This window comes from Trinickia diaoshuihuensis (assembly GCF_003390925.1).
GTDB classification, from domain to species: domain Bacteria; phylum Pseudomonadota; class Gammaproteobacteria; order Burkholderiales; family Burkholderiaceae; genus Trinickia; species Trinickia diaoshuihuensis.
In genome coordinates this window covers 52,495-77,644 of the sequence record NZ_QUBS01000088.1, presented here as the reverse complement: position 1 = coordinate 77,644, position 25,150 = coordinate 52,495, and the positions used below count along the sequence as shown (strand labels likewise).

24 protein-coding genes are annotated in these 25,150 nt (G+C 63.7%); 17 read left to right on the top strand and 7 right to left on the bottom strand.

Annotated elements, in window-relative coordinates; translation table 11 throughout:
• Positions 1 to 4 precede the first annotated feature (4 nt).
• Positions 5 to 1,483, bottom strand: coding sequence for a betaine-aldehyde dehydrogenase (betB, locus tag DXT59_RS26560; protein WP_116140913.1), 1,479 nt, complete (start codon positions 1,481 to 1,483; stop codon positions 5 to 7).
• Positions 1,484 to 1,761: 278 nt separating this feature from the next.
• On the opposite strand from betB, the gene fdhA reads away from it, so the two are divergent.
• Entirely contained in the window at positions 1,762 to 2,958 is a 1,197-nt protein-coding gene (fdhA, locus tag DXT59_RS26555; RefSeq protein WP_116140911.1) for a formaldehyde dehydrogenase, glutathione-independent, read from the top strand.
• 17 nt (positions 2,959 to 2,975) lie between these two features.
• Here the strand turns inward: fdhA and dmeF are convergent, their stop codons facing one another.
• On the bottom strand, positions 2,976 to 3,980 hold the full coding sequence (gene dmeF / locus DXT59_RS26550; protein ID WP_116140909.1) for a CDF family Co(II)/Ni(II) efflux transporter DmeF: 1,005 nt from the start codon (positions 3,978 to 3,980) through the stop codon (positions 2,976 to 2,978).
• Between the two features lie 10 nt (positions 3,981 to 3,990).
• Positions 3,991 to 4,263, bottom strand: a complete 273-nt coding sequence (locus DXT59_RS26545; RefSeq protein WP_116140907.1) for a metal/formaldehyde-sensitive transcriptional repressor — start codon at positions 4,261 to 4,263, stop codon at positions 3,991 to 3,993.
• 158 nt (positions 4,264 to 4,421) lie between these two features.
• Between DXT59_RS26545 and DXT59_RS26540 the strand changes: the two genes are divergently transcribed.
• Positions 4,422 to 4,829: a CBS domain-containing protein gene (locus DXT59_RS26540; protein WP_116140905.1), complete on the top strand. Its 408-nt coding sequence runs from the start codon at positions 4,422 to 4,424 to the stop codon at positions 4,827 to 4,829.
• Here DXT59_RS26540 and pdxR (DXT59_RS26535) read toward each other — a convergent pair.
• Positions 4,826 to 6,289, bottom strand: coding sequence for a MocR-like pyridoxine biosynthesis transcription factor PdxR (pdxR, locus tag DXT59_RS26535; protein ID WP_116140903.1), 1,464 nt, complete (start codon positions 6,287 to 6,289; stop codon positions 4,826 to 4,828). The two genes, DXT59_RS26540 and pdxR (DXT59_RS26535), sit on opposite strands and share 4 nt — an antisense overlap.
• Before the next feature lie 93 nt (positions 6,290 to 6,382).
• On the opposite strand from pdxR (DXT59_RS26535), the gene DXT59_RS26530 reads away from it, so the two are divergent.
• Entirely contained in the window at positions 6,383 to 6,862 is a 480-nt protein-coding gene (locus DXT59_RS26530) for a cupin domain-containing protein (protein ID WP_116140901.1), read from the top strand.
• A 40-nt stretch (positions 6,863 to 6,902) separates the two neighbouring features.
• Here DXT59_RS26530 and DXT59_RS26525 read toward each other — a convergent pair whose 3' ends face one another.
• Complete coding sequence (locus DXT59_RS26525; RefSeq protein ID WP_116140899.1) at positions 6,903 to 7,535, bottom strand: glutathione binding-like protein; 633 nt, start codon at positions 7,533 to 7,535, stop codon at positions 6,903 to 6,905.
• Positions 7,536 to 7,610: 75 nt separating this feature from the next.
• On the opposite strand from DXT59_RS26525, the gene DXT59_RS26520 reads away from it, so the two are divergent.
• Positions 7,611 to 8,273 carry a TetR/AcrR family transcriptional regulator gene (locus DXT59_RS26520; protein ID WP_116140897.1) on the top strand — a complete coding sequence of 221 codons (663 nt, stop codon included), beginning with the start codon at positions 7,611 to 7,613 and terminating at the stop codon, positions 8,271 to 8,273.
• Positions 8,274 to 8,282: 9 nt separating this feature from the next.
• On the opposite strand, the gene DXT59_RS26515 is transcribed toward DXT59_RS26520, so the two are convergent.
• On the bottom strand, positions 8,283 to 9,050 hold the full coding sequence (locus DXT59_RS26515; RefSeq protein WP_116140895.1) for an NAD-dependent epimerase/dehydratase family protein: 768 nt from the start codon (positions 9,048 to 9,050) through the stop codon (positions 8,283 to 8,285).
• Positions 9,051 to 9,117: 67 nt separating this feature from the next.
• Here DXT59_RS26515 and pdxR (DXT59_RS26510) point away from each other — a divergent pair, with 67 nt between their 5' ends.
• The 3 genes from pdxR (DXT59_RS26510) to DXT59_RS26500 all read left to right on the top strand — a co-directional run bounded on the left by pdxR (DXT59_RS26510) (position 9,118) and on the right by DXT59_RS26500 (position 11,243).
• Positions 9,118 to 10,611: a MocR-like pyridoxine biosynthesis transcription factor PdxR gene (pdxR, locus tag DXT59_RS26510; protein WP_240324689.1), complete on the top strand. Its 1,494-nt coding sequence runs from the start codon at positions 9,118 to 9,120 to the stop codon at positions 10,609 to 10,611.
• A 95-nt stretch (positions 10,612 to 10,706) separates the two neighbouring features.
• Positions 10,707 to 10,895: a helix-turn-helix transcriptional regulator gene (locus DXT59_RS26505; protein ID WP_240324688.1), complete on the top strand. Its 189-nt coding sequence runs from the start codon at positions 10,707 to 10,709 to the stop codon at positions 10,893 to 10,895.
• Between the two features lie 27 nt (positions 10,896 to 10,922).
• On the top strand, positions 10,923 to 11,243 hold the full coding sequence (locus DXT59_RS26500) for a CCDC90 family protein (protein WP_205417483.1): 321 nt from the start codon (positions 10,923 to 10,925) through the stop codon (positions 11,241 to 11,243).
• Positions 11,244 to 11,271: 28 nt separating this feature from the next.
• Here DXT59_RS26500 and DXT59_RS26495 read toward each other — a convergent pair whose 3' ends face one another.
• Positions 11,272 to 12,288 carry a GlxA family transcriptional regulator gene (locus tag DXT59_RS26495; RefSeq protein ID WP_116140889.1) on the bottom strand — a complete coding sequence of 339 codons (1,017 nt, stop codon included), beginning with the start codon at positions 12,286 to 12,288 and terminating at the stop codon, positions 11,272 to 11,274.
• A gap of 443 nt (positions 12,289 to 12,731) precedes the next feature.
• On the opposite strand from DXT59_RS26495, the gene DXT59_RS26485 reads away from it, so the two are divergent.
• From DXT59_RS26485 to DXT59_RS26440, 10 genes are all read left to right on the top strand, one after another.
• Positions 12,732 to 14,006: a serine hydroxymethyltransferase gene (locus tag DXT59_RS26485; protein WP_116140885.1), complete on the top strand. Its 1,275-nt coding sequence runs from the start codon at positions 12,732 to 12,734 to the stop codon at positions 14,004 to 14,006.
• A gap of 32 nt (positions 14,007 to 14,038) precedes the next feature.
• Complete coding sequence (locus DXT59_RS26480) at positions 14,039 to 15,010, top strand: dipeptidase (protein WP_116140883.1); 972 nt, start codon at positions 14,039 to 14,041, stop codon at positions 15,008 to 15,010.
• Between the two features lie 34 nt (positions 15,011 to 15,044).
• The gene (locus DXT59_RS26475; RefSeq protein ID WP_116140881.1) at positions 15,045 to 15,578 is read left to right on the top strand and encodes a DUF5943 domain-containing protein; all 534 of its coding nucleotides are present in this window, start codon (positions 15,045 to 15,047) and stop codon (positions 15,576 to 15,578) included.
• Between the two features lie 70 nt (positions 15,579 to 15,648).
• Complete coding sequence (locus tag DXT59_RS26470) at positions 15,649 to 17,712, top strand: NADH:flavin oxidoreductase (protein ID WP_116140879.1); 2,064 nt, start codon at positions 15,649 to 15,651, stop codon at positions 17,710 to 17,712.
• Positions 17,713 to 17,714: 2 nt separating this feature from the next.
• Positions 17,715 to 19,640, top strand: coding sequence for a (Fe-S)-binding protein (locus tag DXT59_RS26465; RefSeq protein ID WP_116140877.1), 1,926 nt, complete (start codon positions 17,715 to 17,717; stop codon positions 19,638 to 19,640).
• A 6-nt stretch (positions 19,641 to 19,646) separates the two neighbouring features.
• Entirely contained in the window at positions 19,647 to 20,831 is a 1,185-nt protein-coding gene (locus DXT59_RS26460) for an electron transfer flavoprotein subunit alpha/FixB family protein (RefSeq protein WP_116140875.1), read from the top strand.
• Entirely contained in the window at positions 20,828 to 21,613 is a 786-nt protein-coding gene (locus DXT59_RS26455) for an electron transfer flavoprotein subunit beta/FixA family protein (protein ID WP_116140873.1), read from the top strand. The genes DXT59_RS26460 and DXT59_RS26455 overlap by 4 nt, the downstream gene beginning before the upstream one ends.
• 54 nt (positions 21,614 to 21,667) lie before the next feature.
• Entirely contained in the window at positions 21,668 to 22,909 is a 1,242-nt protein-coding gene (locus DXT59_RS26450) for an aromatic ring-hydroxylating oxygenase subunit alpha (protein WP_116140871.1), read from the top strand.
• Positions 22,910 to 22,928: 19 nt separating this feature from the next.
• Positions 22,929 to 24,080 carry an FAD-binding oxidoreductase gene (locus DXT59_RS26445; RefSeq protein ID WP_116140868.1) on the top strand — a complete coding sequence of 384 codons (1,152 nt, stop codon included), beginning with the start codon at positions 22,929 to 22,931 and terminating at the stop codon, positions 24,078 to 24,080.
• Between the two features lie 144 nt (positions 24,081 to 24,224).
• Positions 24,225 to 25,064: a glycine betaine ABC transporter substrate-binding protein gene (locus DXT59_RS26440; protein WP_240324702.1), complete on the top strand. Its 840-nt coding sequence runs from the start codon at positions 24,225 to 24,227 to the stop codon at positions 25,062 to 25,064.
• Positions 25,065 to 25,150: the final 86 nt, after the last annotated feature.

Genomic DNA, 25,150 nt, shown 5'->3' with positions numbered 1-25,150 from the left:
TCCTTCAGAACACGGGCCGGTAGGGGCCGAGTTCGACCTGGACCGATTTGATCTGCGTGTAATGCTCGAGCGTGTCGATGCCGTTCTCGCGCCCCACGCCCGATTGCTTATAGCCGCCTACGGGCATTTCGGCCGGCGATTCGCCCCACGTATTGATCCAACAAATGCCCGCTTCGAGCCGATGAATCACGCGGTGTGCGCGCGCAAGGCTTTCGGTGACGACACCGGCTGCCAAACCGTAGTGCGTCGCATTGGCTCGCGCGATGACTTCTTCCTCGTGGTCGAACGCAAGCAGGCACATGACCGGGCCGAAGATTTCCTCTCGCACGATGCGCATGTCATCCCGGCAATCGGCGAATACCGTCGGCGCAACGTACTGGCCATGTGCGAAATGGCCTTCGATAAGGCGCTTCCCACCCGCGACCAAGCGGGCTCCCTCGCGCTTGCCGCTCTCGATGTAGCCCAGCACTTTGTCGAGCTGGGCGGCGCTCGCGAGCGGCCCGAAGTTCGTATCGGGATCGGATGGTTTGCCGATGCGGATGCGCCCCGTGCGTTCCGCGACGAGCGTCTCGAAGCGCTTCATGACCGAGCGTTGCACGAAGACGCGGGTGCCGTTCGTGCAAACCTGGCCGGCGCTAAAGAAGTTCGCGGTGACCGCGATGTCCGCCGCGCGTTCGAGATCGGCATCGTCGAAGACGATCAACGGCGATTTGCCGCCTAGCTCCATCGTTACTTCCTTCAGCGACGATGCTCCCGCCAACGACATCACCTTCTTACCCGTCTCCACGCCGCCCGTGAACGACACCTTGGCGATGGCCGGATGTTCGGCGAGCATGGCGCCGACCTGACCGCCGCCTTGAACGACGTTGAATACCCCGGGCGGCACGCCGGCCTCGATGTAGATTTCAGCCAATTTCAGCGCCGAGAGCGGCGTGATCTCGCTGGGCTTGAAGATCATCGCGTTGCCGGCGGCGAGCGCGGGCGCCGACTTCCAGCAAGCGATTTGGATCGGATAATTCCAGGCGCCGATTCCCGCGCATACGCCGAGCGGCTCCCGTCGCGTGTAGACGAACGAGTCGGCGCGCAGTGGGATTTGGCGTCCCTCGATCGACGGGGCGAGGCCCGCGTAATACTCGATGACGTCCGCGCCCGTGACGATATCGACGGCGCGCGTTTCGGCGATGGGTTTGCCGGTATCGCGCATCTCGAGCTCGGCCAATTCATCGTTGCGCTCGCGCAGCAACTCGACGGCGCGGCGCAAAATGCGCGAACGCGTCATGGCGCTCATGGCCGCCCACTCGCGCTGCCCGTCGCGTGCCGAGGCCACCGCGCGCTCGATGTCGTCCCGGCTCGCTTGCGCGACGGCGGCCAGCCGTTCGCCCGTGGCGGGATCGAACGTCTCGAAGTGCTCGCCCGACGTGGCTTCGACGTAGGCCCCGCCGATGAACAGGCGCTGCGGACCGTAGACGGAGGACGGAATCATCGGCTTTTCTCCAAGAAGCTTCGTCAGTCATTCGAAGGCTCCAACGATAGGCGTTTTACGGCCGGCGTTCAATCGATAAGGGCGGTATCGCGCCCTGCTTGTCGGGTCTAGCAAAGCGCGTGTCGCGTTTTGTACGATCGCCGCCCGCCGTTGCGGACTACGCTGCAAGCGGCAGCTCGATGAGACCGGCCGAACGCGCGTCGAGCGCGCCGCGCCGCCGGTCTTGCCGCAACGGCGATCGCGTTTTCGCGATCAAGACATGAAAGGAGACGCATACGATGAGCAGCAACCGAGGTGTCGTGTATCAGGGGGCGGGCAAGGTGCAGGTGCAATCGATCGACTACCCCAAAATGGTCGATCCGAGCGGGCGCTCGATCCAGCACGGCGTGATTCTGAAAGTCGTCAGCACCAATATTTGCGGCTCCGACCAGCATATGGTGAGGGGCCGTACGACGGCGCCCGAAGGACTCGTGCTGGGCCACGAGATTACGGGCGAGGTGATCGAGGTAGGGCGCGACGTCGAGACGCTGCAAATCGGCGATCTGGTCTCCGTGCCGTTCAACGTCGCGTGCGGCCGCTGCCCGATGTGCAAGGAGCAGCACACGGGCGTGTGTTTGAATGTGAACGCATCGCGGGCCGGCGGAGCATATGGTTACGTGGACATGGGCGGATGGATCGGCGGACAGGCCGAATACGTGCTGGTGCCGTATGCGGATTTCAATCTGCTGAAGTTTCCCGACCGAGATCAAGCGCTCTCGAAAATTCGCGATCTGACTTGCCTATCGGACATCTTGCCGACCGGCTATCACGGCGCGGTGACGGCCGGTGTCAAGCCAGGCTCGACCGTCTATATCGCGGGCGCGGGGCCCGTCGGCATGGCCGCGGCCGCGTCGGCGCGCTTGCTCGGCGCCGCGGTGACGATCGTCGGCGATATGAACGAACAGCGGCTCGCGCACGCCAAGGCGATGGGATTCGAAACGGTGAATCTATCGCTCGACGCGTCGCTCGGCGAGCAGATCGAGCAAATTCTCGGCAAGCCGGAGATCGATTGCGCCGTCGATTGCGTCGGCTTCGAAGCGCATGGCCACGGCGATGCCCATACGCAAGAGGCGCCGGCCACGGTGTTGAACTCGCTGATGGAAATCACGCGCCCGGCCGGCGCCATCGGGATCCCCGGACTTTACGTCACCGACGATCCGGGCTCAAAGGATGCCGCCGCGCGGCGCGGCAGCTTGAGTCTGCGGTTCGGGCTCGGCTGGGCGAAGTCGCACTCTTTCCATACGGGGCAAACGCCGGTGATGAAGTACAACCGCAACTTGATGCAAGCGATCTTGTGGGACCGGTTGCCGATTGCCGAGATCGTCAACGTCACCGTCATTTCGCTTGAGCAGGCCCCGGAAGGGTATCGCGAGTTCGACGGCGGCGCGCCGCGCAAATTCGTGATCGATCCGCACGGAATGCTGAAGGCCGCCTAACGGCGGCAACGATCGTATCAAGCGGGCTCGGGTTTCCGGTTGACTTCCACCGTCACATGGGAGAGCCCGCTGAATTTCGTAAGCACTGAGTGATAGAAGCTCGGGGTGCGTGCGTTATCAAAGGTAGTCACCGACAAGATCGCGCTGAGATGGCCCGGGCCGACGCGCCAAACGTGCAAGTCGAGCACGCTGTCGCCATGCTCTTCCACGACGCGGCGCACGTTCTCGGCCATGCGGCGGTCCGGATTCATGTCGAGCAAAATCCCGCCCGTATCGCGCATCAAACCCCACGACCAGTTGGCGATCACGAGCGCGCCGATCACGCCGGCCAGGGGATCCATCCAGTACCAAGAGAATGCGCGCGCGAGGACGAGCCCGACGATCGCCAGCACGGAGACGGCGGCGTCGGCAATTACGTGCACGTATGCGGAGCGGATGTTGTGATCGCGGATCGTGGCCGCGTGGATTTCGTCGGCATGCTCATGGCCATGGTGATCGTGTTCGTCGTGATCGTGATCGTGTCCATGTCCATGTCCGTGATGATGCCCATGCCCATGATGATCGCCGCGGAGCAGCCAAATACTGGCGACGTTGACGAGCAGACCCAGCACGGCGATCGGAATTGCTTGACCGAACCGAATCGGCACAGGCGCGAACAAGCGTGCGACGGCTTCGTAACCGATGAGCAGTGCGATCATCGCCAGCACGATGGCGCTGGAAAAGCCCGCGAGGTCGCCGAGCTTGCCCGTGCCGAAGGCGAACCGCGGATCGCTCGCGTGGCGGCGCGCATAGGTATAGGCCAGCGCGGCGATCAACATCGCGCCCGCGTGCGTGGACATATGCAGGCCGTCGGCGACGAGCGCCAGCGAGCCGAACAGCGTTCCGCCCACGATTTCCGCGACCATCATCGCGCTGCATAGCGCGATGACCATCCATGTCCTGCGTTCGTTCTCGGCGTGGGCCGCGCCCAAAAAGATATGGTCATGCCCGGCGCCGAACGCCACGTTCTCGAATTCACTCATGATATTCGCTCTACTTGAAATAGCTATGGACGACTTCGATCAGTTGCTCGGTGCCGCTGCCGTGTTCGTCGGCAGGCTCCGCGTCGACCAGATGCGTCCTGATGTGGTCTTCGAGGACCACGGCCAGCAAGCCGTTCATCGCACCACGGCAACTCGTGATCCGTTGCAGTACGTCGATGCAGCCGTGTTCGTCCTCGAGCGCGCGTTCGATCGCCTCGATCTGTCCTTTTATTCGGCGAACGCGGTTGAGCAGCTTTTGCTTTTCGCGAATCGTATGGCTCATGCCGGGACTCCCTTTCATCTGTCGCCGGGAGTATAGCAAATACCGTAGGGGGGTATCCTAATATGGCAGGAATCGAGCGACGAAACGCCTGCGATACAATGTTCGCACGCCGGGTGCGGGTATCCGCGTATTGAGCGAGAAGACGAACGACGATGACCATGTACGTAAGCGAATTGATGACGACGCGCCTCGTGACCGTCGGTTTCGACGAAACGTTGGCGACGGTGCGCGAGATTTTTCATCACGCGAACTTCCATCACCTATTGGTGGTGGACGACGGCGTACTGCAGGGGGTGGTATCCGACCGCGATTTGCTGTCGGCGCTGAGCCCGTTCATCGACAGCGTCGTCGAAAACGCGCGCGACGTCGGCACGCTCGGCAAGCGGGTCCATCAAATCATGTCGCGCAAACCCGTCACGCTGACGGCCGATGCGACGGTAGCCGACGCGATCGCGCTGCTGTTGGCCAATCCGATCTCGTGCATCCCGATCGTGGACGGCGCGTTCAGGCCCGTTGGCATCGTCAGTTGGCGCGACGTGCTGCGAACGGATCCGCGCGCCGTTTAAGCGCGCTGGATCGCGCGAGCCAAGTGCGCGATCGATGCCTCGATCTCATCTTCGTCGATACGACCGAACCCGAATGCGATGCCCGCGCCGAGCGGGGCGGGCGCTTGGCGCTCGAGCAGGAAGTCGCCGGCAGCTTGTGCGCCGATCGCATAGTTCGCCGCGAGCGACACGATGCGCTTCGCGTGGCGCCGGTCGCGATAGCGGGCATAAAGATGAATGCCGGCGCTGGGCTCGACCGGTACCAGCCAATCGCCCAAATCTCGCTCGATTGCGGCTACCAACCCATCTCGCCGCCGCGCATAACGCTTGCGCATCTGCCGCGTGTAACGGGCTAGGTGTCCGTCGAGAATGAAGCGGGCCAGTGCTTCTTGCGAAGCCACGTTGCTCCCATTGTCGGCACTTCGTTTGGCGGCCACCAGCGCTTCGATAAGCCATGGCGGCGCCACGACATAACCGAGTCTAAGCGCGGGAAACATGCTTTTCGAAAACGTGCCGACGTAGACGACCTTATCGTCGCGATCGAGCATTTGCAGGGCATCGAGCGGTTGCGTCCCATAACGAAATTCGCCGTCGTAGTCGTCCTCGATGACGACGGCGCCATGGCGTTGCGCAAACTCGAGCAACGCCCGCCGCCGCGCGAGCGACATGGCGACGCCGGTCGGGAATTGATGAGAAGGCGTGACGCAGACGATACGTACGTCGGACGGCAATCGTTCGACGATGAGCCCTTCGTCATCCACGGGAACCGGCACGAGCTGCGCACCGGCCGCCGTCATCGCGGCGCGCAGCGGCGGGTAGCCGGGGTCCTCCACAGCCACTTTCGTTTGTCCGCGTGTGACGAGCACGCGCGCGAGCAAGTCGAACGCCTGCTGCGCACCGGAGGTAACGACCACGTCGTTCGCGGTGCAGACGACGGCGCGCGCGTAGGCGGCGTGCTGCGCGATCGCCGCGCGCAGCAGCGGCCGTCCTTGTGGGGCGGGGTAACCGAAGCCGTCGGCAAGCGAAAGGCTCGTCGAGCGCAGGAGCATGCGGCGCCAGACGTCCGACGGAAACCAGCGGTGTTCGGGTATGCCTAATTCGAAGCTCCGCGCGATCGATACGGTGGGGCTAACCTCGCCCGGTGCGGCTTCGTGCCACGAGTACGCGGGCGCACGCAGTGCGAGCCGAGGCTGCCGCTTGCGTCCGCTCGTGACCGATTGCGTCGCGACATCGGCTACCTCGGCGGCCGCCCCGGCGCGCGTGACGATGAATCCTTCCGCCAGCAACAAATCGTACGCGGCGATCACGGTGTTGCGCGCAACCCCGTAGGCCTGCGCCACGCGACGCGTGGACGGCATGCGTGTGCCGGCGGTAAGCCGCCGCTCGACGATCGCGGCCCGCAATTGCTGATGCAGCCGCTGAACTCGGCTCCCGGGACCTAGCTTTCCAAGGTCGAGCGGGAACTCGAAAACTGGTTCCATAAATGGGATAGAAACTGGATCGAATATAGAGCCAGTGTACCGTTAAAGTACGCTGCATACGGCCTCATATTCGCCGTCATTGGAGCTACTGTCATGAGTTATGTCGAGCCGAATTTGCCCGCATCGCCGATCGAGTATCTTCCCGCGCGCATCGCGAGTGCGCCCGATATGCCTTGGATACCGGAATCGCCCGTCAAGTCGTGGAAGCCGCTGCGGTTTTTTTCCGACGGCAGCGGTTTCGTGGAATTGATGCGGATGAGCCCGGGCGCGATCATGCCGCTGCATCGGCACACGGGCGCGATCCACGCGTTCAATCTCGAAGGCGAGCGTTTGCTTTGCACGGGGGAGCGTATCGGCCCGGGCGAGTACGTGTTCGAGCCGCCGGGCAATACCGATTGGTGGAAGGTCGTGGGCGACGTGCCGTTGACCGTGATGGTCGTCGTGTACGGCGAGGTCCAATTCATCGGCGCCGACGGCAGCGTGCGCAACCGCGTCGGCGCCGCGACGCAATTGGCCGCCTACCGTCAGTACTGCGAAGCACACGGCCTCGCGGTGCAAGACCTGATCGACTGATTCGCGACGGCGCCCACCTGCGCCGCTTGGGAATTACCGCTTAACGATCCCTGCGCTCCGATTGCAAGCGATAAAGCTCGTATTCCTCGGCGAATGCGCGCGTCACGGCGGGGCGCTTCGATACGCGCTTGAACAAATCCAAGACGGCGGGCCAGGGCGACAGGTCGATTTCGCAAAAGCGCGCCCAGTTGAGCACGACCGTGAGATAGATGTCGGCGACGCCATAGGCGTCGAGCAGCCACTCGCGCGTCGCGAGATGCGCCTGCAGGGCCTGCATGCGAAGAGCAATGTGCTCGCGCGCATAGCGTTTGACCTCGGCGTTCGCATTCTGGTCGAGCATCGGCACGAAGATCGCCTTATGCAATTCGGTGCCGATGAAGCCTAGCCACTGATGCAAGCGAGCGCGCTCCAACCCGCCAGCCGGCGCGAGATTGGCCGAAGCGAGCCGATCGGCCACATACGGCAGGATCGCGGCGTTCTCATACAAGAGCGCGCCGTCGTCGGTGCGTAAGACGGGCACTTGCCCGAGCGGATTGATCGCATGGAAATCGCTGCCGTCCTCGAGCCGCTTGCGCTTGGTGTCGACCTGCCGGTAGGTGGCGTCATAACCCGCTTCGTAAAACGCGATCCGTGTCGCGAGCGAGCAAGCGAGCGGCGAAAAGTACAGTTCCATCTCCTATCCCCTCTGTTGATTGGTTTTTGTACTATAGTGAACAAAATATTTGGCGGTCAAGAATTTTTGTTCAATATGGTACAAAAAAAGAAGGAAGGCGAGACGACGGTGCCCAGGCGCGCACGCGGCCGTCCGCGTGCTTACGATGCATCCGATGCGCTCGCCCGCGCGCGGGACACGTTTTGGCAGGGCGGATATAGCGCGACGACGTTAGACGAGCTCGGCGCGGCCATGGGCATGAATCGGCCGAGCTTGTACGGCGCGTTCGGCGATAAGCATGCGCTTTATTTGGCGACGCTCGAGCGGTATATCGAGGTGAGCGAGGCAGCCATGAACGAAGTGCTCGCGAGCGAATTGCCGCTCGCGGCGGCTTTGGTGCGCGTATACGACCTTGCTTTGGCGCTCTACTACCGCTCGGCCGACGCGCCGACCGGATGTTTCCTAACCGGCACGGCGGTGGCCGAAGCGGTCGACGACGAGCAAGTACGCACGATTCTCGGCGAGGGATTGCGCGTGTTCGACCGGGCGTTCGAAGCGCGGCTCGTGCGTGCCCGGGGCAGCGGCGAGTTGCCCGCGAATGCGGACGCGGCGCTGCTGTCGAGAATCGCATCGGCCATCCTGCATTCGATGGGGGTGCGCGCCCGCGCCGGCGACGATCGCGCCCAGTTGCGAGCGATGGCCGAGGCCGCCGTTGCGATGATTTGCGGTGGCGGCATGCCCGGGCACGAACCGAAGTAGCGGGGCGAGCTAGGCGGCGTGGTACGCCCGTGGCGGTTCGAGTCCGGAGAGGCGCATATCGGGCTGCCAATTCAGTTCGCGCTTGGCTTTTTCGCTCGACACTTCCGCGCCGTCTTCGGCGAAGTTGAATGCGCCGCCTATGGCACGTTGCGCCGCGAGCAATGCCGCGCACGCTGCGGCCTCGACATGCAAGGGGCTCGCGCCTTCGGGGGCGTCGCGCCCCGTGCACGGGCCATAGAGATTGCCGTAACGCAGTACGGTGCCCACCCCGCCCGTTTCGTTCATCTGAAGTACGCAGCGTTCCAGCGCGGCCACGCCGGTCACCGTTACGGCGCGCGCGCCCTGGGCATCGAGATCGAGCGGCTGCGATTCGCTATAGGGAGCGGCGCCCGGCGCATAGGCCCATGCGATGCTCTGGGCGACGATGTGGCCGCACCCGGCCGCGCGTGCGGCCGCGACGAGATTGGCCGTGCCTTCGCTGCGAATGCGCGCATTGCGGGCGACCGCGTCTCCCATCAAGTGCGGCGCGAGTCCGGGCGGCAAATCGGTCAATTGATGAATGACGATCGACGGTTCGATCGATTCGATCGCATGAGTCAGGGTTTCCCGGTCGAAGATATCGACGAGCACGGGGTGCGCGCCGGCCGCGCGAATGCCGTCCATCCGTTCGAGTCGGCGTGTCGTGCCGTAGACCTCGTAGCCGAACTTGACGAGCAACGGCGTCAGCGCGACGCCGATCGCTCCGGCCGCGCCGGCCAAAAGTACCTTTCCGTTCATGGTCGGATCCTCCGCTGTAGACTGGCGCCAGTGTGTCGCTTGGATGCACCAGTGCGAAGAGCCAAAAATGAAGAAAACGACTAGGCCATCGAAGATGCCGAAAATCGCAGGGGTCCAAAGCGGACAGATCGCACGCATCGACCGGCGCAATCGGATCCCGCTCGCGCTGCAGATCTACGATCGGATTCGCACCGCCATCGATACGCGTGCGCTTATGCCCGGCGCGCGCGTGGCCTCCGCTCGCGTGCTGGCCAGCGAACTGGGGGTGGCCCGTGGCACGGTCGAAGCGGCTTATCAACGGCTCGCGGGAGAGGGGTATTTATTGGCGCGCGGGCCGGCGGGGACGATCGTCTCGCCGAACCTGCCGGTATCCTCCCGCGGCGTTCCCGAGGTGCACGGTCTTGCCCTGGGCGGCGCTTCGGCCGCGAGCCACGGACGCGAGACCCGCTCGGTCGCATCGGCACCCCCGCTGCCGCTTCAACTCGGGATCCCTGCCTTGGACGCTTTCCCGCGCAAGGTCTGGTCGAGGCTTGCGGGCCGCCGCGCTCGCGCTACGCTGCCGGCCGATTTCGGCTATGGCGATCCGACGGGCGAAGCCGCGCTCAAGCAGGCGATCGCCGCGTATTTGCTCGTCTCGCGCGGCGTCGCTTGCCGGCCGGCGCAGATATTCGTCACCTCGGGCTATCGTGCCAGCCTCGCGCTCGCAGCGGCTGCGTTGCTCGAGCGGGGCGATGCGGTATGGATCGAGGACCCGTGTTATCCGCCCACGCGTGCCGTTTTGGAATGCGCATCGATGGCGGTGACGCCTGTTCCCGTGGATCGAGAGGGCTTGGACGTAACGCGGGGGAGAACGCTCGCGCCGCATGCGCGTTTGGCGGTCGTCACGCCTTCGCATCAAGCGCCGTTGTGCGTCTCGATGACGGCGGCGCGCAGACTGATGTTGCTCGAATGGGCAGCGAAGGCGAATGCTTGGATCGTCGAAGACGACTACGACGGCGAGTTTCACTACGCGGGCCCGACGCTGCCGGCGCTCAAGAGTCTCGATTCGAGCGATCGGGTGCTCTATGCGGGAAGTTTTTCGAAGACGCTTTTTCCCGCGCTATCGCTTGGGTATCTCGTCGTGCCGGATGCGCTCGTGCCTCGGGTCGATAGAGCCGTTCGCGCGGCGCCGGGGTGCGGGGCACGGATGACGCAAGCGGTCGCGGCCGATTTTCTCGCGCAAAGCCACTTCGCGCGCCATTTGAAGAAGATGCGCTTGCTTTACGCAAAACGCCGCGACTGGCTTGCTCAAGCGTTACGAACCACGTTCGGCGAGCGGATCGAGATCGATCAGACGCGCGGCGGCATGCATTTGATCGTACGCGTGCGCGGGCGCGTGAGCGACCGAACCCTTGCGCGCCGCGCGCAGCAGGCGGGGCTGAACTGCCAGCCGCTGTCGGAGCGCTATGCGAGCGCCCGTGCTGGAGAGAAAGGCATACTGATGGGATTTACGAACGTGGCCTCGCTACGTGAGGCCGGCGCGATCGTACGGCGGCTGGGCGAGGCGTGGGCCGCCGATTGACGACGGTGTGGTCCCGACCATTATTGAAACAGCGTGATGTATGATGGATGGAACATACGCGTTCCATCTGACGACGAACCATGAGGGATGTAGACGTGCTCTACGGCGAAGACGCGCAGGCCCTGCGCAAGAAAGCCGGATTGACCCAGACAGAGCTTGCGGAGCGCTGGGGCTTGACGCGCCAGCAGATCGGCCGATATGAAAAAACCGGCGCGACCGTTCCCCCGAAAGAAGCGGACGCTTATCGAGGGTTGGTGCTTACGGTGCAGCGAAATGCAACATAGGCATTGCATTTGTTTTGAGCGAGCGATATGATGACTCACATCAACGCCCTTTCTCGCCAACGCATGACCGCCATCGTTTTTGACACCCTTGCTTACGCTGAAAAGCTTGAGTCGGTGGGCTTTACCCCCCAACAAGCCAAGGGGCAGGCGCACGCACTGCGCGAGATCGTCGACAATCAGATCGCCACCAAACAAGACATTGCAGCGCTGGAGCAGGACATCGCCGCGCTCGATGCCAGCGTTGCCGTGCGATTGGCTGAAACGAAGGCTGAGCTTATCAAGTGGTACGTCGGTACGATGCTCGGGATGACAGGTTTGATCGTTGGCCTGCTTAAGTTCGTCCACTAATCCAAAAACGGTTTAAGCCCAACCGCGTTCATACATGCAACGCGGGAACCGCGGGCGCCGCCACGGGGCGCGCGAGCGGTGCCACCTGCTTGCGTCGTTCGCGCGTCGGCGCGGTGCCGAACGCATCGCGATAACTCTTGCTGAAGTGGCATGCCGATTGGAAGCCGCATGCCATGGTGATGTGCATGATCGACATATCCGTCTGCAACAGCAGTTCCCTCGCGCGGCGCAAGCGAAGCGTCAAATAGTAATGCGTCGGCGTCATGCCGAGATGCTCTCGAAATAGCCGCTGCAACTGGCGTTGCGACATATTCGCGAGCCGCGCCAGCTCCTCGCGCGATAGCGGCTCTTCGATGTTGTTTTCCATCAGCGCGATGACTTCGAACAACGACTTGTTCGCCGAGCCCAAGCGGGCGACGAGCGGCATCCGCTGCTGAGCGCTCGTATCGCGCACGTGCTCGACGATGAACTGTTCCGCGATTTGGGTGACCCGAGGCGTGCCGATACGCGGCGCGATCAGGTGGAGCATCATGTCGAGCGGCGCAACGCCGCCCGTGCAGGTGATGCGGTCGCGATCGACGACGAAAAGCTCTTTCAGGAAGCGCGTGCCGGGGAACTCCTCCTTCAACGCCGACATGTTTTCCCAGTGGATCGCGCACGCGTAGCCGTCGAGCAAACCCGCTCGGGCCAAAGCATAGGTGCCCGTACACAGGCTGCCGAGCGCAATGCCCGAACGCGCGAAGCGGCGCAGTTCAGACAAATGCGCATTCGTCGTCGAATGCTGCACGTCGATGCCGCCGCAAACGAAGACGACGTCGGGTTGCTGTTCCAGCGACGTCACCGGGACCGTTTCGACGGCCAGACCGTTGCTGGCCATGACGGGCCCGCCGTCCGGACTGACCACGGTCCATCGATAAAGCGTCTGTCCGCTCAGATAGTTAGCCATCCTAAGCACTTCGACCGCATTCGAGAACGCGATCATCGTGAAGTTCGGCAAGGTCATGAACGCGAAGTTCGACAGCGATGCAGTGCGGTCAGGGGACATGGGGCGTTCCTTGGAATCCGATCTAAAGCTGCTACGGCTACCGCCGAGCCGGCGCGTTTCATTGTGGATTCCAGGGCAACAAGCATGCCATACGGCTTAACCCTATACCGCGCTGATACGGCGCCCGATATTGCACCGCGGCCGTGCGCCGTGCCCCAACCCGGGCCGTTTCCGGCATGACGACGGTGCGTTCGTGCTGCGTTGCGATACGACGGCGGAACGGCGGCGCAACGCGTCACGTTCGGCGCGTGCGTAGCTGCCGCCGTCGCATCGGCGTCGCGCATCCGACTTGTCCAAAACGGACGCGCGTGTCGGAAAAGGTAAAGAACGCGTCTGAATTCGTCAATCCGCAAAAAAGGCGAAAGACAAGAATAGAGCCGTCGCCAACGAACGCCGGCGGCGCCGAGCCGCACAGTGCGCCGCGCCCTCACTACGGATACGCCATGTCGAATTCAGAGCCGTTTTTCACGCAGACGCTTGCCGACCGCGACGCCCCCGTGCGCGCGGCTGTGCTTCGCGAACTCGAGCGCCAGCAGTCGCAGGTCGAGTTGATCGCATCGGAGAACATCGTTTCGCGCGCCGTGCTCGAAGCACAAGGCTCGGTGCTGACCAATAAGTATGCGGAAGGCTATCCGGGCAAGCGCTACTACGGCGGATGCGAATTCGTCGATGAGGTGGAGGCGCTCGCGATCGAGCGCGTGAAGCGGCTGTTCGGCGCGGCGTATGCGAATGTCCAGCCTCACTCCGGCGCTCAAGCCAACGGTTCTGTCATGCTCGCGCTCGCCAAGCCCGGCGATACGGTGCTGGGGATGTCGCTCGATGCGGGCGGGCATTTGACGCACGGCGCCAAGCCGGCGCTCTCGGGCAAGTGGTTCAATGCCGTGCAATACGGCGTGAACCGGGACACGATGCGGATCGATTACGACCAGATCGAGGCGCTGGCCGCCGAACACCGCCCGAGTTTGATCATCGCGGGGTTCTCCGCCTATCCGCGCGTCCTCGACTTCGCGCGCTTTCGCGCCATTGCCGACAGCGTCGGCGCGAAGCTGATGGTCGACATGGCGCACATCGCGGGGATCATCGCGGCCGGGCGCCATCCTAACCCGATCGAACATGCCCATGTCGTCACCTCGACGACGCATAAGACGCTGCGCGGCCCACGCGGCGGCTTCGTTCTGACGAACGACGAAGACGTCGCCAAGAAGATCAACTCGGCCGTCTTCCCGGGCTTGCAGGGCGGGCCGCTCATGCACGTCATCGCGGGCAAGGCGGTGGCCTTCGGCGAAGCGCTCGAAGACGGCTTCAAGGGCTACGTCGATCGCGTTCTGGCCAACGCACAGGCGCTCGGCGCCGTGCTGCGCGAAGGCGGTGTCGATCTCGTCACGGGCGGCACCGACAACCATTTGCTGCTCGTCGATCTACGGCCGAAGGGTTTGAAGGGCACGCAGGTGGAGACCGCGCTCGAACGCGCGGGCATCACCTGCAACAAGAACGGCATTCCGTTCGATACCGAGAAGCCGACGGTGACCTCGGGCATTCGTCTGGGCACGCCGGCGGGCACGACGCGCGGCTTCGGCGTCGCGCAATTCGAGCAAATCGGCAGGCTGATTCTCGAGGTGTTCGAGGCATTGACGCGTCACCCCGAAGGCGACGCGCAAACGGAGCAACGCGTGCGGCGCGAGATCTTCGCCCTGTGCGAGCGGTTCCCGATCTATTGACCGGTACCCATCATCCACGCCAGGAGCAATCGATGTCCACTCTTCACGAAAACAGTATCGTCATCGACGGTCTGAATATCTCCAAATTCGAACGCTCGGTGTTCGAAGACATGCGCAAAGGCGGCATTACGGCCGCGAACTGCACGGTGTCCGTCTGGGAGAGCTTCCCGAAAACCGTCGACAACATTGCGCTGATGAAACAGCAAATCCGCGAGTACGGCGAGATCCTGACGCTCGTGCGCACGACGGCCGACATCTTGCGCGCCAAGCAAGAGAACAAAACGGGGATCATCCTCGGCTTTCAAAACGCCCATGCCTTCGAGGACAACATCGGTTACATCGAGGCGTTCCACGACATGGGCGTACGCGTCGTGCAGCTTTGCTACAACACGCAGAACCTCGTCGGCACGGGTTGCTACGAGCGCGACGGCGGGTTGTCCGACTTCGGCCGTGAAGTCATCACCGAGATGAACCGCGTGGGGATCATGGTCGACCTGTCGCATGTGGGTGGCAACACGTCCTCGGAGGCGATCGCGTTTTCCAAAAAACCGGTCTGCTATTCACATTGCCTGCCGTCGGGGCTCAAAGAGCATCCGCGCAATAAAACCGATGCCCAACTGAAAGAGATCGCCGATGCCGGCGGTTTCGTCGGCGTCACGATGTTCGCTCCGTTTCTGAAGCGCGGTATCGATGCGACCGTCGAGGACTATATCGAAGCGATCGACTACGTCGTGAACCTGATCGGCGAGGACGCCGTCGGGATCGGCACGGATTTCACGCAAGGCTATAGCGTCGATTTCTTTGATTGGCTCACGCATGACAAGGGCCGTTACCGCCGCTTGACGAACTTCGGCAAGGTCGTCAATCCGGAGGGCATTCGCACGATCGGCGAGTTTCCGAACCTCACGGCGGCGATGGAACGCGCCGGATGGAGCGAGACGCGCATCCGCAAGATCATGGGCGAGAACTGGGTGCGCGTATTCGGCGAAGTATGGGGCGCATAACGCACCGCAATTGAATTCGAACGAGGACCATCCGATGCAACCGCAACTTCCGATCGACGTCGATCCCAACACGGGCGTATGGACGACCGACGCGCTGGCGATGCTGTATGTGCCGCGCCATTTTTTCACCAATAACCACGTTGCCGTGGAAGAAGCGCTCGGACGCGACGCCTATGCCGAGATTCTTTATCGCGCCGGCTACAAATCGGCCTACCACTGGTGCGATAAGGAAGCCAAGCAGCACGGCCTCGTGGGCATGGCCGTGTTCGAGCACTACCTGAAGCGCCTCTCGCAACGCGGATGGGGGCTGTTCACGATTGCCGAGGCCGACCCCGCGCGCGCGCACGCGCGCATCGAGTTGCGCCATTCCTCGTTCGTTCTCGCGCAGCCGGAGAAGGAAGGCAAGCTTTGCTACATGTTTGCCGGCTGGTTCGCAGGCGCGATGGACTGGGTGAACGATACGGCGGGTGCGGGCGGCCACGCTCCGCGTTCGCAATCGAAGGAAACGCAGTGCGCGGGCGAGGGCCACGCCTACTGCGTATTCGAAGTTTCGCCGCTGGCCGATTAGCCGGCAACGCTACGCCGCACCGCGATTTAGCAATACGGCTCGTCAAAGAATACGTTCGAGGTCGATCGACATGCGCTATCCCCATTTGTTCAAACCGATGACGCTGAACAAGCTGACGCTGCGCAACCGCATCGTCAGCACGGCGCATGCGGAAGTCTACGCGGAGCCAGGTGGGCTGCCCGGCGATCGCTATATCCGGTACTACGAGGAAAAGGCGAAGGGCGGCGTCGGCTTGGCGGTATGCGGCGGCTCGAGTCCCGTGTCGATCGACAGCCCGCAGGGATGGTGGAAGTCGGTCAATCTCTCGACCGATCGCATCGTCGATCCGTTGAACCGGCTCGCCGAGGCCATGCATCGCCACGGCGCCAAGATCATGATTCAGGCGACGCACATGGGACGCCGCTCCGCCTTTCACGGCGAGCATTGGCCGCATTTGATGACGCCCTCGGGGGTGCGCGAGCCCGTTCACCGCGGTAATGCGAAGACGATCGAAGTCGAAGAGATCCGCCGCATCATCGGCGATTTCGCGGCGGCGGCCAAGCGCGTTCAGCAAGCGGGCATGGACGGTATCGAAATCTCCGCCGCCCATCAGCACTTGATCGATCAATTCTGGAGTCCCCGCACGAATTTCCGGACCGATGAATGGGGCGGCTCGCTTGCGAATCGGCTGCGCTTCGGCGTCGAGGTGTTGAGGGCCGTGCGCGAGGCGGTGGGGCCCGATTTCGTCGTGGGGCTGCGCATGTGCGGCGACGAATTTCATGAAGACGGCCTCGATCACGAGCAACTGAAGGAGATCGCCCAGGCGATGTCGGAGACCGGGCTCATCGACTATCTGGGCGTGATCGGATCGGGCGCCGATACGCATAACACGCTGGCCAACTGCATGCCGCCGATGGCCTTGCCTCCCGAGCCGTTCGTTCACCTGGCGGCCGGTATCAAATCGGTCGTGAAGGTTCCGGTCATGCACGCGCAAAGCATTCGCGACGCGGGGCAGGCCGAGCGTTTGCTCGCCTCGGGGATGATCGATCTGGTCGGCATGACGCGCGCGCAGATCGCCGACCCGCACATGGTCATCAAGATCCGCGACGGGCGTGAAGACGAAATCAAACAGTGCGTGGGCGCCAACTATTGCATCGATCGGCAATACAACGGCCTGGACGTGCTGTGCGTGCAGAATGCGGCGACGTCGCGCGAGGCCACGATGCCGCACGTCATCGAAAAATCGCGCGGGCCGAAGCGCAAGGTGGTGGTCGTCGGCGCGGGGCCGGCCGGACTCGAGGCGGCGCGCGTCGCGCGTTCGCGCGGCCATGACGTCGTTCTGTTCGAGAAGAACGCGGAGGTGGGTGGGCAGATCAATCTGGCCGCGAAGGCCCCGCAGCGCGAGCAGATGGCCGGGATCGTGCGGTGGTTCGATATGGAAACGAAGCGCCTCGGCGTGGACCGGCGTCTCGGCATGCAAGCCGATGCGAATACGATCATGGCCGAGAAGCCGGACATCGTGGTGCTCGCCACGGGAGGGCGCGCGTTCTCCGATCAGGTCGCCGCCTGGGGCGTGTCCGAAGGCATCGCGGTCAGTTCTTGGGACATCCTCTCGGGCCGCGTCGCGCCGAAGCAGAACGTGCTCGTCTATGACGGCGTCAGCACCCACGCGGGCGCCGGCGTCGCCGATTTCATTTCGAGCCGCGGGTCGAACGTCGAGATCGTGACGCCCGACGTGAAGGTTGCCGACGATTGCGGCGGCACGACGTTCCCGATTTTCTATCGACGCCTCTATGCCCAGGGCGTGGTCCATACGCCGAACTACTGGCTCGACCGCGTCTACGAGGAAGACGGCAAGACGATCGCCGTGCTGCGCAACGAGTACACCGAGGAGCAGGAGGAGCGCGCCGTCGATCAAGTCGTGATCGAAAACGGCAGTACGCCCAACGATTCGCTTTATTGGAAGCTCAAGCCGGAATCGGTCAATCGCGGGCAAACCGACGTGCACAAGCTCTTTGCCGCCGAGCCGCAGCCGTGGCTTTCGGAGACGCTCGGCAACGGATGCTTTCTGCTGTTCCGCGTCGGCGATTGCATCTCCATGCATAACATCCACGGCGCGATTTACGATGCGCTGCGGCTTTGTAAGGACTTCTAATCATGAGCCCGGCATTTCTGATCACGGCCTTGCTGTGGCTCTCGGTGGCGGGGCTCGCGTTTGCCGTCGCCAAGCGCTCGGCCTACTGGCGGCTCGGGCGGGCCACGGCGCCCGGCGCTTTCGGCGTGACGAATCTATTCGCCATCCCCAAGCGGTATTTCGTCGATCTGCATCATGTCGTGGCGCGCGATCCCTACATCGCCAAAACCCACGTCGCCACCGCGGGCGGTGCGATCGCGGCGCTGGCGCTGGTGTTCGTCAACTACGGTCTAGCCATCTATTCGCCATGGCTCGATAAACTCATCTTTCTCGCGGCGCTCGCGATGTTGATCGGCGCGGTGTTCGTATGGCGCCGCCGGCGGGCGGGTCAAGCTCCGGCGCGGCTTTCCCGCGGCCCGTGGAATGCGTTACCGTGGCTGCTGGGCTCGTTCGCGCTCGGATTGCTGCTGTTCACCGTGGCGCCGGCCGCGGCGATGTCGCGTGCGTTCGCCGTGGTTTGCGCGGTGTTGATCGGCATGGGGGCATTCGCGATGACGTTGGGCGCTGCAAAGGGCGGACCGATGAAACACGCGATCGCCGGTTTGCTGCATCTCGCGTTTCACCCGCGCCAGGAGCGGTTCGCGGCCACGCGCGCGGCTTACACGGGTAGCGGCGACGCCACGCCTCCCACCGCGCTGAAGGCTCCGGACCTCGAGCACCGCGAATACGGGGTCGCCAAGCCGGTCGAATTTCGTTGGAACCAGTTGCTCAGCTTCGACGCCTGCGTGCAATGCGGCAAATGCGAAGCCGCGTGTCCCGCGTTCGCCGCGGGGCAGCCGCTCAATCCAAAGAAGCTGATTCAGGATCTCGTCGTCGGCATGGTCGGCGGCACCGATGCCGCCTATGCGGGTAGTCCGACGCCGGGTATCGCCGTCGGCCGTCACGGCGGCGGCCCCAACGGACCGATCGTGTCGGGGTTGATCGAGGCGGACACGATCTGGTCGTGCACGACGTGCCGTGCCTGCGTACAAGAGTGCCCGATGCTGATCGAACACGTCGATGCGATCGTCGACATGCGCCGCAATCGCACGCTGACCGAGGGCGATATCCCGGGCAAGGCGCCCGAGGTGCTTGCCAACCTGCGCGAGACGGGCAGCGCTGGCGGTTATGACATCGCCGCGCGCTACGACTGGGCGGTCGACCTGAACGCGCGCGTGGCGCAACCCGGCGTCGCTGTCGATGTACTGCTGATCGCGGGCGAAGGCGCATTCGACATGCGTTACCAACGCACGCTACGCGCGCTCGTCAAGGTCCTCAATGCAGCGGGTGTCGATTACGCCGTGCTGGGCGGCAACGAGGCCGACACGGGCGACGTCGCGCGGCGTCTCGGCGACGAAGCGACGTTTCGTGCGATGGCGCGGCGCATGATCGGTACCTTGGACGCGCTCAGCTTCAAACGGATCGTCACGGCCGATCCGCACGTCATGCATAGCCTGCGCAACGAGTACCGCGCGTTCGGCGCGCGCTACGAGGTTCAGCACCACACGAGCCTCCTGGCGGAACTCGTGCAATCGGGGCGCGTATCGCCGAAGGCATCGGCGGCATTGGCGGATAAGCGCATCACCTATCACGACCCCTGTTACCTCGGGCGCTATAACGGCGAAATCGAAGCGCCGCGGCGCGCGCTCAAATCGATCGGCATCAAGGTGATCGAGATGGAGCGCCACGGCATGCGGGGGCGCTGCTGCGGCGGAGGCGGCGGCGCACCGTTGACCGATATCCCCGGCAAGGCGCGCATTCCCGATATCCGCATGGCCGATGCGCGCGCGGTCGGCGCCGAAGTGGTCGCGGTCGGCTGTCCGAACTGCACGGCGATGCTCGAAGGCGTCGTGGGGCCGCGCCCGGAAGTGCTCGACGTTGCCGAACTCGTGGCTAGCGCCTTGGAGTGATGACCGATGAACACCGTCAAACGAATCGATCCGCGCCGGCCTTTCGTCATCGCCGCGTCGGGGCTTAGGCGCATTACGCTCGGGGACGAGCGGGCCGCCGGCCTGGTCGATGCGGCCGAATTCGCGGCCTTGCGTGGCGCGCATGCGGCGGCGCCGAAGCCCAAGCGCGTCTACGAAGCGGGCCTGCGCACGCTGCTGGCCGTCGCGCACAGCGACCGCGGGGCACTGGACGAACACGCGCGGCAAGCCGTGGCCGCCGCCGCGATCCTGGCGGACGCAAAGACGGAGGTGGTCTTGCTCGTCTTCGGCGAATTGACCGACGATGCGGCCGCCCTCGGCGCGGACAAGGTCGTTCAGTTGCCGCTGTTGGCGAGGCCGGCGTTCGCGCCCGATCAGGCGCTCGCCGCGTTGCGCGATTGCGTTCAAGCGTTCGCGCCCGCCCATATCTTCATGCCCGATAACGCGACCGGCGACGGCGATCTGGGACGCCGGTACGCCGCGCAAACGCGCGCCAGCATCGCCACGCGCGTCGTCGAAATCGATGCGGGGCACGTAGGCTGTTATGTGGATGCTGGGCGTTCGTTCGCCACGCGCCCGTTGCCCGAGGTGATCCTGCTGGCACCCGACGCCGTCTCGGCCAAACTGCCGTTCGTCGGCTCCGGTGAGCCGGCCGCGCTCAAATCGGGCCGCGCGGCGGAGCCTTGGCACGATGCCGGCCGCTACGGCGATCACGGCACGGCTCAACTCGATGCGGCGCAGGTGGCTCTCGAAGAGGCCGACTTCATCATCTCCGCGGGCAACGGCGTAACGGACATCGCCGCATTCGAGGCGTTGGCCCGCACGCTCGGCGCGGCGATAGGGGCGAGCCGCGTCGCGGTGGACAACGGCCATTTCACGCGCGACAAGCAAGTGGGCGCGACGGGTAAGACCGTCAACGCGAGCGTCTATATCGCGTTCGGCATTTCGGGCGCCGTCCAGCATCTGCAGGGCATCAAGGATTGCCGCCATGTGATCGCCGTCAACTTGGACGCCAGTGCTCCGATCGTCAAGCGCGCGAACCTGACGGTGATCGCCGATGCCCAATCGGCGATGCGCGCGTTGGCGGACGCGGTCGGCGCGGCGAAGCAAGGCGGCCAGGGCCAGGCCGGCCCTGTCGCGGGTACCCCAGTTCGGGAGGGATTGGCAGCATGAAAGCGGACTCGAAACTGAATCGGATCGCGGTACTCGTCTCGGTCGGGCGGCATCGCGTCAGCGGCGTCTCCTGCTACAGCCGAAACGACGCCTGCGCGCTTGAAATGGCCCGTACGCTCGCTAGAGCGCATGGCGCCGCGCTCGACGTGGTGCACGCGGGCGACGCATCGAATCTCGCGTTGACCGATTACTTGGCGCTGGGCGCGCCTCGCGTGGACGTCCTGACATGCGGCGATGCCGACGACGCCGCGGCGCTGCTCGCCGATCGTCTGCGCGGCGTGCCGCTCGTGCTGACGGGGATGCGCGCCGAAGGCGCTTACGACACGGGCATGCTGCCGTATCGCGTAGCGGATGCGCTCGGTTATGCGCTGATCGATTCCGCGCTCGACTTGGCGATCGAAGGCGAGCGTGCAGCGGTGACGCAGTTTTTGCCCAAAGGTTTTCGCCGTCGTATCGACGCGGCGCTGCCGGCCGTCGTGACCGTGCATCCGCAAGCGGGCGCCGCGCCGCGCTATGCCTATGCGCGCGCGGTCGAGGGTTCGATCGAGCCGCAGCGCGTGGCCTGCGCGCCCGACTCGGACGCCGACGCTTGGCAAATCGCCCCCGCGCATCGCAAGCCGGTCAAGCTCGCCGCCGCGGAGAAGCGCTCCGGACATGCCCGCATGCTGACGGCCACGACGACGGAGAGCCGTGGCGGAAACGTCGTAATTGAAGGGACTTCGGTCGAAAAAGCACAAGCGATCTTGGGGTATTTGCGGGAGCATCGACTCGTCGATTACTGAATTCGCACGTAACGCGTTCCAAGCACTTAAAGCAAGTAAGCATCCGGAGCAGACATGACCGTATCCGCAGACATTCGCGCGCTCATCGATCGGCGCAAACAAGGCTACAGCCTGGAGGCGCCGTTTTATCTCAGCGAGGAGATCTTCGCGCTCGATATGGAAGCGATCTTCCACAAGCACTGGATCCATGTAGCGGTCGAACCCGATATTCCCGAGCCCGGCGACTACGTGACCGTCGAGCTGACCGGCGAGTCGGTACTGATCGTACGGGACGACGATATGTCGATCCGCGCATTCCACAACGTATGCCGGCACCGAGGCGCGCGCTTGTGCAACGAAGAGCGCGGCACCGTGGGGAATATCGTTTGTCCCTATCACAGTTGGACCTACAACTTGAGCGGCGCGCTGATGTTCGCCGAACACATGGGCGAGAAATTCGACCGCTGCAAGCATAGTCTCAAGTCCGTGCACGTCGAGAGCTTGGGCGGCTTGATTTTCATTTGCTTGGCCGACGAGCCGCCGGCCGATTTCGCCGTGATGCGAGCGGCGATGGAGCCGTACTTGCTGCCGCACGATCTGCCCAATTGCAAGATCGCCGCGCAGGTGGACATCATCGAGGAGGGCAACTGGAAGCTCACGATGGAGAACAATCGCGAGTGCTACCACTGCGTCGCGAACCATCCCGAACTGACGATTTCGCTTTACGAATACGGGTTCGGCTATCAGCCGTCGCCGGCCAACGCCGAAGGGATGGCCGCGTTCGAGCGGACGTGCGTCGAGCGTGCCGCGCAGTGGGAAGCGATGAGCTTGCCGTCGGTAGAGATCGATCGATTGAGCGACGTGACCGGTTTCCGCACCCAGCGTTTGCCGCTCGATCGCAGCGGCGAATCGCAGACGCTCGATGCGAAGGTCGCATCGAAGAAATTGCTCGGCGAATTCAAACAGGCCGACTTGGGTGGGCTTTCGTTTTGGACGCAGCCCAATTCATGGCACCACTTCATGAGTGACCACATCGTCACGTTTTCGGTGATTCCGCTCTCGGCCGGCAAGACGCTCGTTCGCACGAAATGGATGGTGCATAAGGATGCCGTCGAGGGCGTGGACTACGACGTCGAAAATCTGACGGCCGTTTGGAACGCCACCAACGCACAGGATCGCGCGCTCGTCGAGTTCTCGCAGCGCGGGGCGGGCAGCAGCGCCTACGAGCCGGGCCCATATTCGCCGTACACGGAAGGGCTCGTGGAAAAGTTCTGCGATTGGTACATCCGGCGCTTGGGCGTTCACGTCGGCGCTTAGCGGATAGACGAGGCACGACATGATGCGAGACGCGCAACCCTTCGAACCGGCGAACGGGCGCCTTACGCGGCCGTCGTTTTGGCGCGCCCCCGGCGAGCCGTGGACGAGCGATGCGGAGGAAACGCTCGTCTGCTGCCAAGTGCGGCAGGAGACGCACGACGTAAAGAGCTTTTTCTTCATGTCGCGTACGGGCCGAACGTTCGCGTTCGAGCCCGGGCAGTTCATCACGCTCGAACTCGACATCGAGGGCGAGACGATCAATCGCTGCTACACGATTTCGTCGCCGCCCACGCGGCCTCATACGATTTCGATCACGGTCAAGCGCGTGCCCGGCGGGAAAGTGTCGAATTGGCTGCACGACCATCTCCGTGCCGGCGATTCGATCCGCGTGCTGGGGCCGGCCGGTGAATTTACCTGTGCGCGTCATGCGGCTGGAAAGTATCTGTTCTTGTCCGCGGGTTCGGGCATCACGCCGTTGATGTCGATGAGCCGCTCGCACCACGAGCTGGGCGAGGACCGCGATATCGTCTTCGTGCACAGCGCGCGTACGCCCGACGACATCATTTTCGCGCGCGAGCTGGACTTGATCGCGGCCAATCAGCAGCATTTCAGGACCTCGTTCGTGTGCGAGCGCATCGGGCAGCGCACGACATGGCCCGGCATCACCGGCTTCTTGACATTACCTTTACTGCGGCTGATCGCGCCCGACTTCATGGAGCGCGAGATCTTCACCTGCGGCCCGGCGCCCTATATGAAGGCGGTGCGCGAGATGCTGGCCGAAGCCGGGTTCGACCGCGCGCATTATCACGAGGAAAGTTTCTCGTTCGACGCGTTGCCCGCGGCCGAGCAGGCAGCGGCTTTGGAAGGCGCGGCCACCCCTACGGCGCAAGCGCCTAGCGACGGTGCGGCGACGTATTCGGTGACGTTCGCGAAGATGCGCCGCGATATCGAGTGCGGCGGGCACGAACACGTGCTCGATGCCGCCAAGCGCGCGGGCGTTCGTCTGCCCGCTTCGTGCACGCAAGGCATGTGCGGTACCTGCAAGGTCAAATTGGTTTCGGGGCAGGTGGATATGCGTCATAACGGCGGAATCCGTCAACGCGAGATCGATCAGGGCATGGTGCTGCTTTGCTGCAGCAAGCCGCTCAGCGATCTTATCGTCGACAAATAGCGACACGCGCTCGTCGCTTGTGGACAAGCGCATGTCGGAAACCGCACTCACAGGCGATTTATGGCTCCTCAATCTAAAGCCTGTGACACCCGCGCCGCGGATAGACCAGGAGAGACCATCATGAACCTACTCAGACGATTGCTGATGACGGCCGCGCTCGGCGCGGTCCTGACCGGCACCATTCCCGCGTTGGCGGACGGCAAGCCCACGATCAAAATCGGCTATGTCGAAGGCTGGGACGACAGCGTCGCGACATCGAACGTGGCGGCGCAAGTCATCGAAACGAAGCTCGGCTACCCCGTCAAGCTCGTGCCCGTGGCGGCCGGCGTGATGTGGGGCGGCGTGGCGCGCGGCGATCTCGACGCGACGCTGTCGGCCTGGTTGCCCGCCACGCACGGCGCGTATTGGGAGCAATACAAATCGAAGGTCGAAGACCTCGGCGCCAATTTCAACGACGCTAAGATCGGGCTCGTCGTGCCGGTCGACGTCAAAGCGGCGTCGATCGCCGACCTCGCGGCGCAAAAGGGCGATTTCGGCGGACGCATCGTCGGGATCGACGCCGGCGCCGGCGTCATGAAGAAAGCCGACGACGCGATCAAGGCCTACAACCTCGATTATCAGTTGATGCCTAGCTCGGGCAGCGCGATGACGGCCGAGCTGGCTCGCGATATTCATGCGAACAAGGCCATCGTCGTGACCGGCTGGGCGCCGCATTGGATGTTCGCGAAGTGGAAGCTGAAGTTTCTGGACGATCCGAAGAAGGTGTTCGGGGGCGCCGAGCACGTCGACAACGTAATCAACCCCGAGTTGCAGAAGAAAGCGCCGCAGGTCGTCGAGTTCTTGAAGAAGTTTCAGTGGAAGCCGGGCGAGATCGACGGCGTGATGCTGGCGGCCCAAAACGGAACGAAGCCCGTGGATGCGGCGAAGTCATGGGTGTCGGCGCATCCCGATCGCGTGTCGGATTGGATTGCCGATGTGAAATAACACTCGGCAACGGGTTCGAGCGTGTCCCATCCGGGGCGCACGGTCGTGACGGCCGCTGCGTCCCGCTTTTTTTGCAACGGGCGATC

Bases quoted from the DNA above. Each gene is read 5' to 3' on its own strand.
- betB (WP_116140913.1), bottom strand. From the start codon at position 1,483: ATGATTCCGTCCTCCGTCTACGGTCCGCAGCGCCTGTTCATCGGCGGG.
- fdhA (WP_116140911.1), top strand. From the start codon at position 1,762: ATGAGCAGCAACCGAGGTGTCGTGTATCAGGGGGCGGGCAAGGTGCAG.
- dmeF (WP_116140909.1), bottom strand. From the start codon at position 3,980: ATGAGTGAATTCGAGAACGTGGCGTTCGGCGCCGGGCATGACCATATC.
- DXT59_RS26545 (WP_116140907.1), bottom strand. From the start codon at position 4,263: ATGAGCCATACGATTCGCGAAAAGCAAAAGCTGCTCAACCGCGTTCGC.
- DXT59_RS26540 (WP_116140905.1), top strand. From the start codon at position 4,422: ATGTACGTAAGCGAATTGATGACGACGCGCCTCGTGACCGTCGGTTTC.
- pdxR (WP_116140903.1), bottom strand. From the start codon at position 6,289: ATGGAACCAGTTTTCGAGTTCCCGCTCGACCTTGGAAAGCTAGGTCCC.
- DXT59_RS26530 (WP_116140901.1), top strand. From the start codon at position 6,383: ATGAGTTATGTCGAGCCGAATTTGCCCGCATCGCCGATCGAGTATCTT.
- DXT59_RS26525 (WP_116140899.1), bottom strand. From the start codon at position 7,535: ATGGAACTGTACTTTTCGCCGCTCGCTTGCTCGCTCGCGACACGGATC.
- DXT59_RS26520 (WP_116140897.1), top strand. From the start codon at position 7,611: ATGGTACAAAAAAAGAAGGAAGGCGAGACGACGGTGCCCAGGCGCGCA.
- DXT59_RS26515 (WP_116140895.1), bottom strand. From the start codon at position 9,050: ATGAACGGAAAGGTACTTTTGGCCGGCGCGGCCGGAGCGATCGGCGTC.
- pdxR (WP_240324689.1), top strand. From the start codon at position 9,118: ATGAAGAAAACGACTAGGCCATCGAAGATGCCGAAAATCGCAGGGGTC.
- DXT59_RS26500 (WP_205417483.1), top strand. From the start codon at position 10,923: ATGATGACTCACATCAACGCCCTTTCTCGCCAACGCATGACCGCCATC.
- DXT59_RS26495 (WP_116140889.1), bottom strand. From the start codon at position 12,288: ATGTCCCCTGACCGCACTGCATCGCTGTCGAACTTCGCGTTCATGACC.
- DXT59_RS26485 (WP_116140885.1), top strand. From the start codon at position 12,732: ATGTCGAATTCAGAGCCGTTTTTCACGCAGACGCTTGCCGACCGCGAC.
- DXT59_RS26480 (WP_116140883.1), top strand. From the start codon at position 14,039: ATGTCCACTCTTCACGAAAACAGTATCGTCATCGACGGTCTGAATATC.
- DXT59_RS26475 (WP_116140881.1), top strand. From the start codon at position 15,045: ATGCAACCGCAACTTCCGATCGACGTCGATCCCAACACGGGCGTATGG.
- DXT59_RS26470 (WP_116140879.1), top strand. From the start codon at position 15,649: ATGCGCTATCCCCATTTGTTCAAACCGATGACGCTGAACAAGCTGACG.
- DXT59_RS26465 (WP_116140877.1), top strand. From the start codon at position 17,715: ATGAGCCCGGCATTTCTGATCACGGCCTTGCTGTGGCTCTCGGTGGCG.
- DXT59_RS26460 (WP_116140875.1), top strand. From the start codon at position 19,647: ATGAACACCGTCAAACGAATCGATCCGCGCCGGCCTTTCGTCATCGCC.
- DXT59_RS26455 (WP_116140873.1), top strand. From the start codon at position 20,828: ATGAAAGCGGACTCGAAACTGAATCGGATCGCGGTACTCGTCTCGGTC.
- DXT59_RS26450 (WP_116140871.1), top strand. From the start codon at position 21,668: ATGACCGTATCCGCAGACATTCGCGCGCTCATCGATCGGCGCAAACAA.
- DXT59_RS26445 (WP_116140868.1), top strand. From the start codon at position 22,929: ATGATGCGAGACGCGCAACCCTTCGAACCGGCGAACGGGCGCCTTACG.
- DXT59_RS26440 (WP_240324702.1), top strand. From the start codon at position 24,225: ATGACGGCCGCGCTCGGCGCGGTCCTGACCGGCACCATTCCCGCGTTG.